The sequence below is a fragment of the Erwinia pyri genome (genome assembly GCF_030758455.1).
In the GTDB taxonomy this organism is placed as follows: domain Bacteria; phylum Pseudomonadota; class Gammaproteobacteria; order Enterobacterales; family Enterobacteriaceae; genus Erwinia; species Erwinia pyri.
Window position 1 is genome coordinate 3,064,236 of record NZ_CP132353.1, and the last position, 17,676, is coordinate 3,081,911.

A 17,676-nucleotide genomic window follows, 5' to 3' on the forward strand; every position below is an offset into this window, starting at 1 on the left:
CCTGCGTTTTTTTACCACCAACAAAAAATGGTTTTTTGAACCGGAGAAATAAAGCATGCAGTTTGACTGGAGCGCCATCTGGCCATCGATTCCGGCCCTGCTTGAAGGCGCAAAGCTGACCCTGTGGATTTCGGTCCTGGGGCTGGCAGGCGGCCTGATAATTGGCCTGGTAGCGGGCTTTGCCCGTGCATACGGCGGATGGATATCTCGCAATATTGCGCTGGTATTTATCGAACTGATCCGCGGCACCCCTATCGTGGTGCAGGTCATGTTCATCTATTTTGCCCTGCCGATGGCTTTTACCGATCTGCGCATCGATCCCTTCAGTGCAGCCGTAGTCACTATCATGATCAATTCCGGCGCCTATATCGCTGAGATTACCCGTGGTGCCGTGCTCTCCATTCATAATGGTTTCCGTGAAGCGGGCCTGGCGCTGGGCCTCTCCCGCCGCGAAACACTGCGTTACGTGATTATGCCCTTAGCGCTGCGTCGTATGCTGCCGCCGCTGGGGAATCAGTGGATTGTCAGCATCAAAGACACCTCTCTGTTTATCGTGATCGGCGTGGCCGAACTGACCCGCCAGGGACAGGAAATTATTGCCGGAAACTTCCGCGCGCTGGAAATCTGGAGCGCCGTGGCCGTTATCTATCTGTTTATTACGCTGGTGCTGAGCTTTGTTCTGCGTCGCATTGAGAAAAGGATGAAAATCCTGTGATTGAATTTAAGAACGTCTCCAAGCATTTCGGCGAAACGCAGGTGCTGCATAACATCGATCTGACTATTCAGCAGGGTGAAGTGGTGGTGATTATCGGCCCTTCCGGCTCAGGTAAATCCACCCTGCTGCGCTGCATCAACAAGCTGGAAGAGATCACCAGCGGCGAGCTGATTGTTGATGGCCTGAAGGTCAACGATCCGAAAGTGGATGAGCGCCTGATCCGTCAGGAAGCGGGCATGGTCTTTCAGCAGTTCCACCTCTTCCCGCAGATGAACGCGCTGGATAACGTGGCGTTTGGTCCGATCCGCGTACGCGGCACCAAGAAAGCGGAAGCGCATCGTCTGGCAAAAGAGCTGCTGGGTAAAGTAGGCCTTGCCGAGCGTGCCCATCATTTCCCGTCTGAACTCTCGGGCGGACAGCAGCAGCGCGTAGCCATTGCCCGTGCGCTGGCGGTGAAGCCTAAAATGATGCTGTTTGATGAGCCAACTTCAGCTCTGGACCCGGAACTGCGTCACGAAGTGCTGAAGGTGATGCAGGATCTGGCGGAGGAAGGGATGACGATGGTTATCGTGACGCATGAAGTCGGCTTTGCCAAAAAAGTCGCCTCACGCCTGATCTTTATTGATAAAGGGCGTATTGCCGAAGATGGCAACCCGGATGAGCTGATTGATAACCCACCCAGCGTCCGTCTGCGTGAGTTCCTCCAGCACGTCTCCTGATCGACAGGGCGGAGAATATTCCGCCCTGCTCTCCTGATGATCGTCTTAAAATTCTTAATTACCTTTTGCTGCTATCCAGCCGACTATACTTCCCTGCTGACGCTTCCATGCGCCGCAACTGAAAAACAGGCGGCACAGGTTCGTTTATGGCGAAGATGCGGAGCGTCGTGAACAGACCCGATTAAACGCGGCCCATCTGGCGTTCGCGAGCCGGCTTTTCCATAAAGGTCCAGGCGATAATACGGCTCTGCTTCTGCCCCTGCGCCATCTCAATGGTGCGGTAGGCAGTGACATCCGCCTCTTCAAGCGCGCGCCAGATATCAGGCAGGTTCTCCTTGCGGGAGACCAGAGAAGTAAACCAGATGCACTGACGGCCAAAGTTCAGGCTCTCGGCGATCATGCGGCCGATAAAGGCTTTTTCGCCGCCTTCACACCAGAGCTCATCCTGCTGCCCGCCAAAGTTCAGCGGCGCATTCCTGGCTAAACCCAGGTTACGGACTTTACGCTGGCTCCCCTGCTGGGCGTCCGCTGCTGAAGCGTGAAACGGCGGGTTGCACATCACGGCGTGATAGAATTCATTTTTGTGAATGATACCGTTGAAGATGGCCTGCGGATCTTTCTGGCGGCGCAGGCGGACGCCACGGTTCAGGCCCGGATTAGCGGCAATAATCGCACTGGCGGCCTTCATCGCCTCTTCGTTGACTTCGCTGCCGGTGAAGCGCCACTCATACTCACGGTGGCCAATCAGCGGATAGATGCAGTTAGCGCCACAGCCGATATCCAGAATGGTGAGATTGCGCGGAACAACCCGACGGGTCTCTTCAGCCAGCAGATCTGCAAGGTGATGGACATAATCGGCCCGGCCCGGTACCGGCGGGCAGAGAAAACCTTCCGGGATGGTCCAGCTCTGGATCTGATAGAAGTGCATCAACAGCGCCTGATTCAGCGTCCGCACTGCCGCCGGATCGGCAAAATTCACCGACTCATCACCATACTGGTTGACAGAGACAAACTCCGCCAGCGGAGGATGGCTCTCGATCAGAGCGGGGAAATCATAGCGTCCGCGATGGCGGTTACGGGGATGAAGCTGAGTTTTTTCGACGGTGTTTTTCATGTGCGGCTCTCTGGTCTGAAGGCGCGTAAGATACCTGCTAAGGTCAGGATCGTAAACCATTCCCCGCTTTTTTCCGCGGGCAAGTAGTCTATGATGATGAAATCCCCCTATTTTAAGGAGTTTGCATGACGCGTTCCCGCCACACTTATCAGCCCCGCCTTGGGCATGGCCTGCCACACGATCCGCTGAATGCCATCATCGGCCCACGCCCGATTGGCTGGATCAGTTCACAAAGCGCAAAAGGTGAGCGCAACCTGGCACCCTACAGTTTTTTCAACTGCTTCAACTATAAGCCACCGATTATTGGCTTTTCCAGCCAGGGCTGGAAGGACAGCGTGGCGAATATCGTTGAAACCGGCGAGTTCGTCTGGAACCTGGCGACCCGCGAGCTGGCGGTCGCAATGAATGAAAGCTCCGCCTCGGTGCCGCATGGTGAAGATGAGTTCACGCTTGCAGGGCTGACTCCGCTGCCGGGCACCCAGGTTAACGTCAGCATGGTGGCAGAAAGCCCGGTGAACTTTGAGTGTAAGCTGACTCAGGTACTCCAGCTGGAGGGGGCCGATGGCGAGAAACTGGAGCAGTGGATGGTATTTGGCGAAGCGGTGGCGATTCATATCGATCACGACCTGCTGGAAGAGGGGATCTATCAGACCGCGAAAGCGAACCCTATCCTGCGGGCCGGCGGCCCCAGCGCCTACTATGCCATCAGCGAAGAGCTGCGCTTTGATCTGAGGCGGCCGGATGCACGGCGTTAAGGGAACATCGCTGCTATAAGCGCTTTCAACAGCGGCTGAAGGTTGGCCGCTTTCTCCTCCCGCCAGCCAAACGGCGGCGCTTCATCCATATAGTTACACTGCGCCAGCTCAAGCTGCAACGCATGCTGGTTCTGCTCTGGCTTGCCGTAGGCCCGGGTAATATAGCCGCCTTTGAAACGCCCGTTCATCACCCAGCTAAACTCTGTTTGTGCCTTACAGCACGCCGTTAATGCCTCCGCGATCGCCGGGCTACAGCTCAGGCCGCCGTTGGTGCCCAGGTTGAGATCGGGTAACTTACCGCTGAACAGACGTGGAATAACCGAGGCGATGGAGTGCGCATCAAACAGCAGCGCAAAGCCAAATTTCGCTTTGATTCTGGCCAACTCCTGCTGAATTTGCTGGTGATACGGCATCCAGATAGTCTCCAGATAGCCCTGTCGCTGGGCCAGGGTCGGCGTCATGCCTGGCTTAAAGGTCGGCGTACCGTCAAACAGCGTTTCCGGATAGAGGCCGGTAGTGGCCGTGGTGTAGAGCGCTTCATTGTCTGGCGGACGGTTCAGGTCAATCACAAAGCGTGAATAGTTCGCCACCAGCATGCTGGCGCCGCTCTCGCCAAGAAAATCGTAGAGCTGAGGGATATGCCAGTCGGTATCGGGCAGAGCGCTGGCCGCTTCGCTAAGTCCCTGCTCCACTTCTGGCGTCAGCGCCGTACCGGCATGGGGAGCACTGAAGAGTAGCGGCAGCGTGCCCTGGGTAAATTCGAACGGTTTCATCGTAGGGACTCTCCTCTGAAAATCACCTGGCACGGCAGCTCTCCGCCCAGCCAGTAAACCAGTTCTGCCGGGCGCTGAAGCGGCCAGTGAACGAAATCTGCATATTTGCCGGTTTCCAGCGAGCCTTGCGTATCGGCCAGCCCCAGCGCCTGCGCCCCGTGGAGAGTGACGCCAGCCAATGCCTCTTCCGGCGTCATGCCAAACAGCGTACAGCCCATATTCAGCATTAGGCGCAGTGAGAGCGCGGGCGAGGTACCGGGATTGGCATCGCTGGCCAGCGCCATGGGCACGTTGTACTGTCGGAAAAGCTCAACGGGTGGAACCTGCTTTTCACGCAGCAGGTAGAAAGCGCCGGGAAGCAGCACCGCAACCGTGCCGCTTGCCGCCATCGCCGCCACGTCACTTTCCTGCGCATATTCAAGGTGATCGGCGGAGAGCGCACCGAATTTAGCTGCCAGCGCGCCGCCGCCCAGCGAAGAGAGCTGCTCCGCATGGAGCTTAACCGGCAGACCGAGACGTCTGGCCGCTTCAAATACGCGGGTAACCTGAGCCGGGGAGAAGGCCAGATGTTCACAAAAAGCATCTACCGCATCGGCAAGCTTCTCGCTGGCGACCTGCGGTAACAGCGTTTCGCAAATCAGGGTTATCCAGCCGTCCGGATCCCCTTTGAATTCAGGGGGCGTGGCGTGTGCCGCCAGACAGGTCGCCTGCACCTGAACCGGATGCATTGTTGCCAGCTGCCGGATCGCTTTAAGCATCCGTATCTCGCTCTCCAGATCCAGACCGTAGCCCGATTTAATCTCAACGGTGGTGACACCTTCCGCCAGCAATCTTTCCAGCCGCCAGCTTGCAGAGGTGACAAGCTGGTCGAGGGTCGCTTTACGGGTGGCGTTCACGGTGGAGATAATTCCCCCGCCCTGCGCAGCTATCTCACTATAGCTGACCCCGTTGAGCCGCTGCTCAAACTCATGGCTGCGGTCGCCGCCAAACACCAGATGCGTATGGCAGTCTACCAGGCCCGGCGTCACGATGCCGCCGCCCAGGTTGGTGTGCTTCTCCGCCTTAATCTGTTTTGACGCCTCCCGCGGGCCGATCCAGACAATCTTCTGCTGGCGAACCGCGATAGCGCCGTCCGGGATGATGTTATATTTTCCCTGCTGCATGGTGACGAGGTCCGCCCCATACCAGAGGCTGTCACAGCGAAGCTCACTGCTCATCTTCTCTCCCGGCTTTACTGTTGATTTATAAGTATGTATATGTATATACAACTACATTGCCCGGGAATCAACCATGATGGCTCGCTATTTTGCGCCACGCGTCCTGCTGATGGACGGCTGGCACCACGACGTATTGCTGGAAGTTGATAGCGCAGGATTTATCCACTCGGTGACGCCTGACGCCCTGCCCGACAACGCGCAGCGCCTGAATGGCGCGGTCATTCCGGCCATGGCGAATCTGCATTCACACGCTTTCCAGCGGGTCATGGCGGGTCTGGCCGAAGTGGCTGGCGATCCGCAGGACAGCTTCTGGACGTGGCGTGATTTAATGTACCGTATGGTGCAGCGGCTCTCCCCGCAGCAGGTTGGCGCTATCGCCGCGCATCTCTATGTGGAGATGCTGAAGGGGGGCTACAGCCAGGTTGCTGAGTTCCACTATCTGCACCATGATCCCGACGGAACCCCCTATCCTGAAGATGAGATGATTCAGCAGCTGATTGCGGGTGCTGAACGCGCAGGGATTGGGCAGACGCTGCTGCCGGTGCTCTACAGCTATGCCGGGTTTGGCGCGCAGCCGTCTCAGCCGGGACAGAAACGCTTTATTCAGGATACCGCGATCTATCTGCGTCAGCAGCAGCAAATCAGAGACTCTCTTACTGGTAAGCCGTTACATAATCAGGGCATCTGCTTCCACTCGCTGCGGGCAGTGAGTGAAACACAGATGCGGGAGGTGCTGGCTGCCCTGCCAGACACGCTGCCGGTGCATATTCATGTCGCTGAACAGGAGAAAGAGGTCAACGACAGCCTGGCCTGGAGCGGCGAGCGGCCGGTGAGCTGGCTGCTGAACCGGTTTGAGGTTGACAGCCGCTGGTGCCTGATCCATGCCACCCATCTGGATGAGAACGAAATTGCACGCCTGGCCGCAAGCGGTGCGGTAGCAGGGTTGTGCCCGACAACCGAGGCCAACCTTGGCGACGGCATTTTTCCCGCCACGGCGTATATCGCTCAGGGCGGGCGCTGGGGCATCGGTTCCGACAGCCACGTTTCGCTGGACGTGGTGGAAGAACTTCGCTGGCTGGAGTATGGACAGCGCCTGCGTGACCGCCGTCGTAACCGCATGGTGGCCGGAGAAGATCGCTCGGTGGGCGATCTGCTCTACCGGCAGGCGCTGGCGGGCGGCGCTCAGGCCTGTGGGGTTAAAATGGGTCAGCTTGCTCCGGGCTTCCGTGCCGACTGGCTGGTGCTGGCGGACGATGCCATGCTGGGCACGACGCCGGAGCATTCGCTGCTTAACCGCTGGCTGTTTGCCGGCCATCGCGGGCAGATTCAGGATGTATTTGTCGCTGGCAGGCAGGTTATTCAGCAGGGAGTGCATGCTCAGCAGCAGCAGATTGATGCCGCGTTTCGCGCAGCGGTTGAGGGGCTGAAATGATCCATTTCTTTGACAACGCCACGCTGCCCGTAAGCCGCTGGCGCAACGGCGGCGGCGAGACGCGGGAGATTGTGAGCTTTCCGCCTGACAGCAGCGAATTTAGCTGGCGCATCAGCATAGCCACCATTGCCGCAGACGGTGCCTTTTCGCGCTTTCCCGGCATCGACAGGGTTATCACGCTGCTGGAGGGTGAAGGGGTGGAGCTGAAGGCCGGAAACCGCTATACCCAGCTGCTGCGGCCGCGTCAGCCGTTCGCCTTTGCCGGAGAAGATGAGATTGAGGCCAGGCTGACCAGCGGCGTGAGTACCGACTTCAACGTCATGACCCGGCGCGAAACGCATTGTGCAGAGGTCAGGGTCATCGCAGACGCCTGTTCCCCTGCCCCACAAAACGCAGGCGTGGTCTATGTACTGGCGGGCGAATGGCTAACCGAGACGCAAAGCCTTACCCGGGGCCAGGGAGTCTGGTGGCAGGCAGGAGCGCCCTCTTTCGCACCTATATCTTCCGGGGCGCTTTTACTGCTGGCTGAGATCGCCGGGCGGTAATTAACCGTGCCCTTTAAACCGCCCCAACAGTTTGTAGCGAGAGCCGGGATAGAGCAGCTTAGCGTAGGTGACAATCCTGGCATCGCTCCAGGTCTGGCGGCGGATCAGCAGGCAAGGCTCGTTAGCATCGATAGAGAGCGCGCTGCACTGCTGGCGCAGGGGCAGCACCGCTTCCACGATATGCTCACCTGCCGTTAACGGCGCCGCCCGCATCAGGTAGGTGTAGGGCGTCTGGCTCTGGAAATCCTGCTGCAGATAATCTGGTGCTACCAGCGGGTTGACCAGACGATCTTCCAGCTGCACGGCCAGCTCATTCTCAAAGTGCACGATGATGGAGTGCCAGACCGACTGGCCGGTAGTAAGTCCCAGCACCGAGGCCTGTTCAGGATCCGCTTTGATCTCCCGCAGCTCAAGGATTTTGCAGCTGTGCCGGTGCCCGCGCTGGGCAATCTCCTCCGCAATATTATGCACCTCCAGCATCGCCGTATAGCCCTTGGATTCCGCTACAAAGGTGCCCACACCTTGCATACGTATCAGGTAGCCTTCACCGGTCAGCTCCCGCAGCGCCCGGTTAATGGTCATCCGGCTGACGCCCAGCTCGTTGACCAGTTCGCTCTCTGAAGGGACACGCTGGTTCGGTTTCCAGACGCCTTCCGAAATCTGGCTGATAATCGCCTGCTTCACCCGCTGATAAATCGGCGCGGGCTGGTCGCTCATGGCGGCAGAGAGTTGGGAAATGGCAGTCTGTTCAACCATATAAAACGCTTCCTTGATGAAGATACTTTCGCCAGTTTACTGTTTAGCCTCTTAAATGTATATACATCTCGCGGATGCGCCCTGCACCGCTTCAGGGCAGCAGAGGCCAGCGCAGTGCATCAGAAGGCCTGCTCACTCCCCTCTCTGTTGTTCTGGGCTGGTAACAAAATGCCCGTGATTTGCGGCTGTTTCATCTCTGAACAGGCAAGCCTCGCTGCCAAAAAAGTTTGTGATCAGGCTGGCACAAGCTTTGCTAATTGTATAGACAAGACTATACACATCTGCTTCACTGCAGAAAGTAGCCTGTCGCGGTCTGTGAACCCGACCCCCTGAAAAGGGGTTAGCGCACACCAACTTGTCTATACAGGAGTATACCATGCCAGTCGCCCCCCATTTCTGTCAGCTGATCCCCGGTAAGGTCGAGCTGGCAACGCTGAAACGTATTTACTACGGTAACGTTCAGCTTTCCCTGGATGAAAACGCTCGTGCCAGCGTTCTCAGGGCTTATGAAACTGTCGAAGCCATTGTTCATTCAGGCAAGGTGACCTACGGCATCAATACCGGCTTTGGCAAGCTGGCGCAAACCTCCATCCCTGCCCAGCGGCTCGCTGAACTGCAGCGCAACCTCGTGCTTTCTCACAGCGCAGGCATTGGCGAGCTGCTGCCGGATGATGTGGTGCGTCTGATTATGGCCACTAAAATCGTCAGCCTGGCGCGCGGCCACTCCGGCGTACGGATCGAGCTTATCGACGGCCTGCTGGCGCTGTTCAATGCCGGTGTGATGCCCTGCATCCCCGAGAAAGGCTCCGTGGGCGCGTCAGGCGATCTGGCCCCGCTGGCGCACCTTTCTCTGATGCTGCTTGGCGAAGGGGAAGTGCGCGTAGCGGGCAATTTAATTCCGGCTACCGAGGGGCTGGCGCTGGCCGGACTGCAACCTTTTATTCTGGGTCCGAAAGAGGGACTGGCGCTGCTGAACGGCACCCAGGTTTCCACCGCGCTGGCCCTGCGCGGGCTGTTTGAAGGTGAAAAAGTCTTTGCAGCGGGGCTGGTAGCTGGCGCGCTGTCGCTGGAAGCGATCAAAGGCTCGATCAAACCTTACGACAGGCGGATCCATGAAGCGCGTGGGCAGCATGGTCAGATCGTTGTGGCGGCGGCAGTTTCCTCGCTGCTGGAAGGCAGCGATATTCTGAACTCTCATGCCGATTGTGGCCGCGTGCAGGATCCCTACTCTGTCCGCTGCGTACCGCAGGTGATGGGTGCCTGTCTGGATAATCTGCTTCATGCGGCTAAAGTGCTGCAGATAGAAGCGAATGCCGCCTCCGATAATCCCCTGGTTTTCAGCGATACGGGAGATGTGATCTCCGGCGGTAACTTCCATGCCGAACCCGTTGCCTTCGCCGCCGATATTCTGGCGCTGGCGATTGCCGAAATTGGTGCGATTTCGGAACGGCGTATGGCGCTGCTGCTGGACAGCGGTCTCTCCGGCCTGCCTCCTTTCCTGGTCAACGATGGCGGCGTCAACTCCGGCTTTATGATTGCTCAGGTCACCGCAGCCGCGCTGGCTTCGGAGAATAAATCTCTGGCGCATCCCGGCAGCGTCGACAGCCTGCCGACCTCTGCCAATCAGGAAGATCATGTTTCGATGGCGACCTATGCCGCCCGCCGTCTTGGCGCGATGTGCTTTAACACCGCCGTGGTGGTCGGTATCGAGGCCATGGCAGCCGCGCAGGGCATCGATTTCCATCGTCCTTTGCAAAGTTCGCCGCTGATTGAACAGGAGATGGCTAACCTGCGCAAGCGCGTGGCCTGGCTCGAAAAAGATCGCCTGATGGCGCCAGATATTGAGCAGATGCGGCTGTGGGCAAGCAGCGACAGCTGGCCCGCTCCGGTCGCCGCCCTTTTCCCCAGCTCAGCACCCGCCGTTTCCTCCCCAAATTAAGGATTTGATGATGAGTGACAACCTAAGCAAAGCGGTGGCGCGTGAAGTCCGCGCGCCTCATGGCAGCGAACTCCACTGCGCCAACTGGCTGATTGAAGCGGCGTACCGCATGATCCAGAACAACCTCGATCCCGATGTGGCGGAGCGTCCTGAAGATCTGGTGGTGTATGGCGGTATCGGGAAAGCCGCACGTAACTGGGAGTGCTTTGAGCAGATCCTGCGTTCGCTCAAAGCGCTGCAGCCGGAGGAGACGCTGCTGGTGCAGTCCGGTAAACCGGTTGGCGTTTTTCGTACCCATGCCGATGCGCCGCGCGTGCTGATTGCTAACTCCAACCTGGTGCCGCACTGGGCGAACTGGGACCATTTTCACGAGCTCGATAAAGCGGGCCTGATGATGTATGGCCAGATGACCGCAGGTTCCTGGATTTATATTGGCGCTCAGGGCATCGTGCAGGGCACCTTTGAAACCTTTGCAGAAGCGGGTCGTCAGCATTACAACGGTGACCTGAGCGGTAAATGGATCCTTACCGCCGGACTGGGCGGCATGGGCGGCGCACAGACGCTGGCTGGCGTGCTGGCCGGGGCTTCCGTACTGGCGATTGAGTGCCAGGAGTCGCGCATCGACTTCCGGCTGCGCACCCGTTACGTCGATTACAAAGCCACCACGCTTGATGAGGCGCTGGCGATGATCGACCAGGCTAACCAGCAGAAGCGCGCCATCTCGGTGGGGCTGCTGGGCAACGCCGCAGAGATCCTGCCTGAGCTGGTTAAGCGTGCCAGAGCAGGCGGCATGAAGCCTGATATCGTGACAGACCAGACCTCCGCTCATGACCCCATTAATGGCTATCTGCCGATTGGCTGGTCGCTCTCACGCTGGGAAGAGACGCGAAAAAGCGATGCCAAAGCGGTGGAGAAAGCGGCCAGAGCCTCAATGGCGGTCCATGTGCAGGCAATGCTCGACTTCTGCCACATGGGCGTGCCTACGGTGGATTACGGCAACAATATCCGCCAGGTTGCCCTTGATGAAGGGGTGAAGAACGCTTTTGATTTCCCGGGGTTTGTTCCGGCCTATATCCGGCCGCTGTTCTGCGAGGGTAAAGGCCCGTTCCGCTGGGTGGCGCTCTCCGGCGATCCGGAAGATATTTATAAAACCGATGCCAAACTGAAAGAGCTGTTCCCGGATCACAAAAACCTGCATCGCTGGCTCGATATGGCGCAGGAGCGCATCGCTTTCCAGGGACTGCCTGCGCGCATCTGCTGGCTGGGGCTGGGTGAGCGTCACCTTGCCGGGCTGGCCTTTAACGAAATGGTGCGCAACGGCGAGCTGAAAGCGCCGGTGGTGATTGGTCGTGACCATCTGGACTGCGGTTCTGTGGCGTCGCCAAACCGCGAGACGGAAGCGATGAAGGATGGCTCTGATGCCGTTTCTGACTGGCCGCTGCTGAACGCCCTGCTTAATACTGCCGGGGGGGCTACCTGGGTCAGCCTGCACCATGGCGGCGGCGTGGGCATGGGCTTCTCCCAGCATGCGGGCGTGGTTATCGTGGCCGACGGCACCGCTGAAGCGGACAAGCGGCTGGGTCGCGTACTCTGGAACGATCCCGCGACTGGCGTGATGCGTCACGCGGATGCGGGCTATGAACTGGCGCAGGCGACTGCCGCCAGGCACGAACTGAATCTGCCGATGGTGAAGTAGCCCTTTCAGGTCGGGCGCCCTGCCCGGCCTGCCTCCCGTTCACCGCCAGCGCTGCCCCCCTTTTTATGCTACCTTGATCCAGCCAGATATCAGGAATTCGCGGCTGCAGAGGAGAGGACATCATGACAATTCCCGTTTCGCTGATTGAAGAAGCCACCGGCTGGCGCAGAGAACTGCACGCCCTGCCGGAACTGGGCTATCAGGAACATCAAACCTCGCACAGGGTCGCGGAGCAGCTACGCTCATTCGGGCTGCAGGTGCATACCGGCCTGGCCGGTACCGGCGTGGTGGGTACGCTGGAAAACGGCCCCGGTCCCAGCATCGGGTTTCGCGCTGATATGGATGCGCTGCCGATAACCGAACGGGGTGAGCCAGCCTGGCGTTCGACGCGGCCGGGCGTGATGCATGCCTGCGGGCATGATGGCCACACCGCCATGCTGCTGGCCGCGGCGAAGCACCTCAGCCAGACCCGTCAGTTCAGCGGCACCCTGCATTTCATTTTCCAGCCTGCGGAAGAGAATCTGGGCGGAGCGCGGAAAATGGTAGCCGAGGGTCTGTTTACGCTGTTCCCGATGGACGCTATTTACGGCATGCATAACTGGCCAGGCCTGCCTGCAGGGCATGTTGCGGTGAACAGCGGGGCGATGATGGCGTCGCTTGACGCGTTTGAAATCACCTTACGCGGCAGAAGCTGCCACGCCGCCATGCCGGAAAACGGAGCCGATCCCGTGGTGGCGGCGGCCCAGCTGATCCTGGCGCTGCAGACCATTCCGGCCCGTCGTTTATCCCCTCTGGCTTCCGCCGTCGTCAGCATCACGCAGATCAACGGCGGCGAGGCGATTAACGTGATCCCGGAAAACGTGGTGCTGCGCGGCACGCTGCGCTGCCTGCAGGCCGACGTGCGCAGCAAAGTCCGCAACATGATTGATGAGTTTGTGACGACGTTCACCGCGCCACTGGGTATTGAGGGCAGCATTGAGTATCTCACCGATTATCCGGTGACGAAAAATAATGCGGCAGAAGCGCTGAAGGTGCGCGACTGCGCGCTGACGCTGTTGCCCGCAGAGCAGGTGCACTGGGACGTCAGCCCGTCGATGGCCTCAGAAGATTTCGCCTGCATGCTGGAAGCGTGTCCTGGTGCCTATTTCTGGCTGGGTGCCGATGGCGAGACGCCTTCCCGGCCGCTGCATAACGCGCACTACGATTTCAACGATCGGCTGATCGGCAAAGGCATCGCATTCTGGAGTGCGCTGGCCGGGGAAGTGCTGCCCCGGCGTTAAAAGCGGAGCAACGCGCACTCCGCCTGTCTGCCAGGCGGAACCGCAAAATTTTACTGCCGCCAGGGAATTAAGCGCATGACAGGCAGCCTTCCGCCTGCAAATGGCCTGCCAGCAGAACCGCAAAATTTTACTGGCGGCTGCATCCGGCCTGCGCTTTCAGCGCGTCAGAAGGCAAACCAGCGGCCTCAGTAACCCGCCTTGCCAATCTGCTCCAGCGCATCCTGCCGGTCTGCCGCCCGGCCGGTTGCCACATAGCAGCAGGCGATCTGCTGGCGAAGAGCGTCCGGCACGGCCAGCTCACGGTTCAGGCATCGGGCTGTCCAGGCTGCGGTGGTAGCGGCATCTTTCGCTTCTGGCAGCGTATCGCGTGCTGCCCCCTCCTCCTGCCGTGGCAGCAGCACTTCCGGCTCGCCGCCCGCAATCAGGCTGATCGCCGGACAGCGCTGGGGATTGGCATAGACCTCCCCTTCGGTGCCGTTCAGCAGCAGCGCACGCCCGCCAATTGCCTGGAAAAATTGCCCCACGCGAGGGATATATTCGGGATGGGAGACGCTGGAGAGACGCAACGCGGCATCTTCCGCAAACGGCGTCGCCAGTTTTGCCAGCGTATGCGCACTGTTGCGTACGCCCATACGCCAGCGCAGCGAGAGCTGCCTTTCCAGCGGCGCGCAGAGCGTGGCTACGGTCATAAACACCAGTTTACCCTGCTCAAGCTGCGCCTGCGCCTGCTCAGCAGAGTGCACAGCGGCAACGCCCAGCGCCTGAAAGACCGCTTCGCTGGTGATACGGGTGGGATCGTCACTGACGCCATGCACCACTACCGGAAAACCCAGCCTGCTCAGCAGCAGAGCCAGCAGCGGCGTCAGGTTCCCCTGCTTGCGCGCGCCGTTATAGCTGGGGATAACCACCGGCATGGGGTAATGCACCGGCGGCGTCAGCCTGATGACCCGCTCCTGCATCGCCTCGTAAAAGCCGAGCATCTCCTCTTCGCCTTCCCCTTTGATGCGCAGCGCAATCAGAATGGCGCCCAGCGCCAAATCGGGCACCTCGCCCGCCAGCATCTGGCGGTAAAGCTCACGCGCGGTAGCAAAATCGATATCACGGGCATGGTTTTTACCGCGGCCCACTTCTTTGATGATCTTGTTATATTCCATGCTTCTGCTCTTTGATTATTAGCGACGACGGCGCGGTGAAGGTCTCTTTGCCGCAGGGGCCAGGCTCGCTTTGGGTAATTCGCCTTCCGGCATTGCTGGCTGCTCTATCGGGAAAACCGGCAGCGCCCCCAGCAGGCGGGCACCGTAGCTTTTGCTCAGTAGTCGCCGGTCGTAAATGACAATTTCACCAAAGCAGTCATGACTGCGGATCAGCCTGCCGACCTGCTGGATCAGATTAAACGAGGCGCTGGGCAGACTCTGTACTTCAAACGGGTAACGCCTCAGGCTTTTCAGCCACTCTCCCTCGGTCAAAATAACCGGGCTGTCCACCGGAGGGAAAGCAATTTTATGAATATGCACCTGCGACAGCAAATCCCCTTTCAGATCCAGCCCTTCGGCAAAAGATTGTAACCCTACCAGAATGCTGGTTTCCCCCTGCTCCACGCGCTTGCGGTGCAGCGCCACCAGCGCAGGCCGGGGCCGGTCGCCCTGTACCAGCATCATCAGGCGCAGCTCAGGAAGATAAGAGAGGAACTGCTGCATCGCACGGCCGCTGGCAAACAGCACCAGGATGCCTTTGTGCAGGCCAAGTTTGATTTGCGCCCGGAAGAAGTGCGCCATCTCCGCCAGATGCTTCACTTCGTTAGCGAGCATCGGCTCATACTGCATCTGCGGGATCACCAGCTTGCCCTGCTCAATATGGTTAAACGGCGAATCGAGCGCCACAAAACGGTCGCCCACCTTCTCCGACAGGCCGGACATCTCCTGCAGGCGCTGGAAACTGCTTAGCGAGCGCAGCGTGGCGGAGGTCAGCACCACATGGGGGATTTTGCGCCACAGCAGCTTTTCCAGCTGATCGCTGACGCGGATCCCGGCGCAGTGAAACATCAGGTGGGCGTTGCCATCGCGGATCTCCCTGCTCGCCCATTTAGAGACCGGCGCGCCAGAGGCTTTCTCCATCGCCGCCAGTTTCCAGAGCTTGCTGCTGGCTTCAAACCAGCCGAGCGCTTTGTTCATCTGGATCAGCGCGCGGTGCAGCCTGACCACATCAAACTGTCCGGACTTTTCGCTTAAATCGTTCAGCAACGCTTCCGCCAGCCCGCGCAGGCCATCGCACAGTTTGAACAGGCGGGCGCAGAGGGTCAGCACCTCTTCAGGCAGCAGCCCCATTTCAAAACGGTATTCGCCCTCCTGATTGCCAGGCGGCAGCAGTTGGGCAAGAATATGAGAAAGCTGCTGCAACTGCTCGCGCACCTCTTCACAGTGCGCCTTCAGACGTTCAGGGTTGCTCAGTCCTGGCGGCCTTTTCGGGCGAAACTGGGCCAGGCACTGCTCCACCAGACGGCAGAAGAGATCAAGCTGCAGGGTATTCCAGCCGGGTGTGATTTCCCCGCTCATTTCCAGCGCATCCCGCGCCACGTCAGGCAGATGATGGCCTTCGTCCAGCACCAGCAGCAGATTTTTGGGTGGCGGCAGCACCGATTCGGTTTCCAGCGCCGCCATCACCAGAGCGTGGTTCGCCACCACCACATCCGCGTTTTCTATTTCCCGCCTCGCCACATAGAATGGGCACTCGCGGAACCAGTGGCAGTTGCTGCCAAGACAGTTGGCTTTATCGGTGCTCAGGCGCTGCCAGAGCGAATCTTCGATGGTATCGTCACAGTGATCGCGCAGGCCATCCCACTGATGTCGGTTAAGATTTTTTTCAAGCGTGGTACAGAGCGCCCGTTCATCCTTGCTGGCGGTCATCTGCTCATCTAAAAACAGCAGCAGATCGCCCTGTTTCTCCTCATCGGTTGCCAGAGCGGACAGGTTACGCGGGCAGACATAGCGGCCACGGCCAAAGGCGGCGGTAAAACGCAGATCCGGGATGATCTTTTTCAGCAGCGGCAAATCTTTGCTGAAAATCTGATCCTGGAGCGCCACGTTGGCCGTACTCACCACCAGCGGTTTCTCTTCCGCGCGGCTGACGGCGATCCCGGGGATCAGGTAAGAAAGGGTTTTCCCCACGCCCGTGGGCGCTTCAATCGCCAGATGGCGGCCATCATCCCCCGCCAGCGTTTTCGCCACTTCGGCAATCATCTGCCGCTGCGGCGCGCGGGGAATAAAGTCAGGAATTTGTTGCTGAAGGGCTTTATACCACTCCGCAATTTGCGCTTTTAACGCGGCAGATAACGCCATAACAACCACTTTTTACTGAAACGGCCTGTATTTTTACACAGTATCAGGCCCGCGTCAGCCTTCTTCAGCTGTTGTAGTGAAAGAGCACGGGTACATCCTGCTGATCCTCACATCCGACCTGCTGTGAGCTCGGACACTTACCGGTTCAATGAGTTGTCAGAGGCTTTTTACATTGCCCTCCAGTCTGAGGCAGTCATCAGCCCGCTTTACTTTTACGGATAAAATGCTTTGTGTGTTAACTGGAGTGAAGTACAACTTAAGACGCCCAGTATCAACATTAAAAGGTCAGGCATGTCTGAACAAAATCTGGTTTTTCCTGCACGCGTGCTGCGTGGTGCAGGCGTTATTCATCAGTTAGGTGAGATCTGTCGGGAACTGGGCCAGCGCGCGCTGTTAATTGGCGGGCATCAGGCGCTAAAAGCGGTGGAGCCGCAGGTTCGCACCCAGCTTGCCGATGCTGAAGTCACCCTGCTGGGCTGCGAATGGTTTGGTGGCGAAACCTCACTGGCGCAGATTCAACGTCTGGGGGATCTGGCAACCTCACTGAAGGCGGACGTGATTATCGCTGCAGGCGGCGGGAAGTCGCTGGATACCTGTAAAGCGGTAGGGGCAGAGCATAACCTGCCGGTGATCACCATTCCAACCATTGCCGCCACCTGTTCGGCCGTCACGCCGCTGAGTATTCGTTATGATGATCATGGAAACTTTCACGATATTTTCCCGCTTCCTCAGGCACCGGCAGCGGTGATTATCGACAGCGAGCTGCTGGCGCAGGCGCCCTTGCGCTGGCTGGCGGCTGGCCTGGGCGATACGCTGGCAAAATGGTATGAGTTCCGCGCCGTCAGCCAGCGCCATCCGCCGGTTGATGCCAGTGCGAAGTCTTCGCTGGCACACAGCCTGATTTGCTATGAAGTGATTGCCCAACATGGGGCAAAAGCGTGTGAAGCGGTGCGCAGGGATCTGCCGGATCATCATCTGGATCAGGTGCTGGATGTTATCTTTACCTTTGCCGGGCTGACCTCACTGATGAGCAACGGTGCCCATGCAGCGGCTGCACACGCCATCTATGAAGGCTTTACTTTCTGCGACAAAACCCGCGAATTCGGTCACGGTCTGCTGGTGGGCTACGGTAATCTCTGCCTGCTGGCGCTGGAGAACCGTGCTGATGACGAGCTGCTGCATGAGATGGCGCTGGCCCGCCAGTGTAGCGTACCGCTCAGCCTGAAGGAAATTGCCGATCTGACCGACGAAGAGCTGGCGATGATTGTTCGCGAATCGGTGCAGGCGCCAGATATGGAAAATATGGCGCATCCGGTCACCGTTGAGGCGTTGTATCAGGCTATCAGCCGGGTGGAAGCGCTGGCGGCCGGGCTGTAACGCCGTCTGTTTCTGCGCATCGG

15 protein-coding genes are annotated in these 17,676 nt (G+C 58.8%); 9 read left to right on the plus strand and 6 right to left on the minus strand.

Translation table 11 applies throughout. The annotated features are described in order from the left end of the window. Positions 1-55: 55 nt before the first annotated feature. Both glnP and glnQ read left to right on the plus strand, forming a co-directional pair. Positions 56-715, plus strand: coding sequence for a glutamine ABC transporter permease GlnP (gene glnP, locus Q3V30_RS14440; protein WP_306206729.1), 660 nt, complete (start codon positions 56-58; stop codon positions 713-715). Further along, a complete protein-coding gene (glnQ, locus tag Q3V30_RS14445) occupies positions 712-1,434 on the plus strand; it encodes a glutamine ABC transporter ATP-binding protein GlnQ (protein ID WP_306206731.1) in 723 nt (240 codons plus the stop codon). Before glnP ends, glnQ begins: the two co-directional genes overlap by 4 nt. 181 nt (positions 1,435-1,615) lie before the next feature. Here the strand turns inward: glnQ and rlmF are convergent, their stop codons facing one another. After that, positions 1,616-2,548, minus strand: coding sequence for a 23S rRNA (adenine(1618)-N(6))-methyltransferase RlmF (gene rlmF, locus Q3V30_RS14450; RefSeq protein WP_306206732.1), 933 nt, complete (start codon positions 2,546-2,548; stop codon positions 1,616-1,618). A gap of 125 nt (positions 2,549-2,673) precedes the next feature. Between rlmF and Q3V30_RS14455 the strand changes: the two genes are divergently transcribed. Next, positions 2,674-3,303, plus strand: coding sequence for a flavin reductase family protein (locus Q3V30_RS14455; RefSeq protein ID WP_306206734.1), 630 nt, complete (start codon positions 2,674-2,676; stop codon positions 3,301-3,303). On the opposite strand, the gene hutG is transcribed toward Q3V30_RS14455, so the two are convergent. Both hutG and hutI read right to left on the minus strand, forming a co-directional pair. Beyond that, positions 3,300-4,076 (minus strand): N-formylglutamate deformylase, encoded by a 777-nt coding sequence (gene hutG / locus Q3V30_RS14460; RefSeq protein ID WP_306206736.1) that lies wholly within the window; start codon positions 4,074-4,076, stop codon positions 3,300-3,302. The two genes, Q3V30_RS14455 and hutG, sit on opposite strands and share 4 nt — an antisense overlap. Further along, the gene (gene hutI / locus Q3V30_RS14465; RefSeq protein ID WP_306206739.1) at positions 4,073-5,293 is read right to left on the minus strand and encodes an imidazolonepropionase; all 1,221 of its coding nucleotides are present in this window, start codon (positions 5,291-5,293) and stop codon (positions 4,073-4,075) included. Before hutI ends, hutG begins: the two co-directional genes overlap by 4 nt. Before the next feature lie 76 nt (positions 5,294-5,369). On the opposite strand from hutI, the gene Q3V30_RS14470 reads away from it, so the two are divergent. Then, positions 5,370-6,725: a formimidoylglutamate deiminase gene (locus Q3V30_RS14470; protein ID WP_306213216.1), complete on the plus strand. Its 1,356-nt coding sequence runs from the start codon at positions 5,370-5,372 to the stop codon at positions 6,723-6,725. Continuing rightward, entirely contained in the window at positions 6,722-7,270 is a 549-nt protein-coding gene (locus tag Q3V30_RS14475) for a HutD/Ves family protein (RefSeq protein ID WP_306206741.1), read from the plus strand. The genes Q3V30_RS14470 and Q3V30_RS14475 overlap by 4 nt, the downstream gene beginning before the upstream one ends. Here the strand turns inward: Q3V30_RS14475 and hutC are convergent, their stop codons facing one another. Continuing rightward, positions 7,271-8,026 carry a histidine utilization transcriptional repressor HutC gene (gene hutC, locus Q3V30_RS14480; RefSeq protein WP_306206743.1) on the minus strand — a complete coding sequence of 252 codons (756 nt, stop codon included), beginning with the start codon at positions 8,024-8,026 and terminating at the stop codon, positions 7,271-7,273. Between the two features lie 376 nt (positions 8,027-8,402). Between hutC and hutH the strand changes: the two genes are divergently transcribed. The 3 genes from hutH to Q3V30_RS14495 all read left to right on the plus strand — a co-directional run bounded on the left by hutH (position 8,403) and on the right by Q3V30_RS14495 (position 12,941). Continuing rightward, positions 8,403-9,965, plus strand: a complete 1,563-nt coding sequence (gene hutH / locus Q3V30_RS14485; RefSeq protein WP_306206745.1) for a histidine ammonia-lyase — start codon at positions 8,403-8,405, stop codon at positions 9,963-9,965. Between the two features lie 10 nt (positions 9,966-9,975). Beyond that, positions 9,976-11,661 carry a urocanate hydratase gene (gene hutU, locus Q3V30_RS14490; RefSeq protein ID WP_306206747.1) on the plus strand — a complete coding sequence of 562 codons (1,686 nt, stop codon included), beginning with the start codon at positions 9,976-9,978 and terminating at the stop codon, positions 11,659-11,661. Between the two features lie 122 nt (positions 11,662-11,783). Next, positions 11,784-12,941, plus strand: a complete 1,158-nt coding sequence (locus Q3V30_RS14495; protein ID WP_306206749.1) for a M20 aminoacylase family protein — start codon at positions 11,784-11,786, stop codon at positions 12,939-12,941. Between the two features lie 185 nt (positions 12,942-13,126). Here Q3V30_RS14495 and ybiB read toward each other — a convergent pair whose 3' ends face one another. Together ybiB and dinG are read right to left on the minus strand one after the other, a co-directional pair. Further along, positions 13,127-14,095 carry a DNA-binding protein YbiB gene (gene ybiB / locus Q3V30_RS14500; protein ID WP_306206752.1) on the minus strand — a complete coding sequence of 323 codons (969 nt, stop codon included), beginning with the start codon at positions 14,093-14,095 and terminating at the stop codon, positions 13,127-13,129. 18 nt (positions 14,096-14,113) lie between these two features. Next, positions 14,114-16,276, minus strand: coding sequence for an ATP-dependent DNA helicase DinG (dinG, locus tag Q3V30_RS14505; protein WP_306206754.1), 2,163 nt, complete (start codon positions 16,274-16,276; stop codon positions 14,114-14,116). Positions 16,277-16,567: 291 nt separating this feature from the next. Between dinG and Q3V30_RS14510 the strand changes: the two genes are divergently transcribed. Beyond that, the gene (locus Q3V30_RS14510; RefSeq protein WP_306206756.1) at positions 16,568-17,653 is read left to right on the plus strand and encodes an iron-containing alcohol dehydrogenase family protein; all 1,086 of its coding nucleotides are present in this window, start codon (positions 16,568-16,570) and stop codon (positions 17,651-17,653) included. Positions 17,654-17,676: the final 23 nt, after the last annotated feature.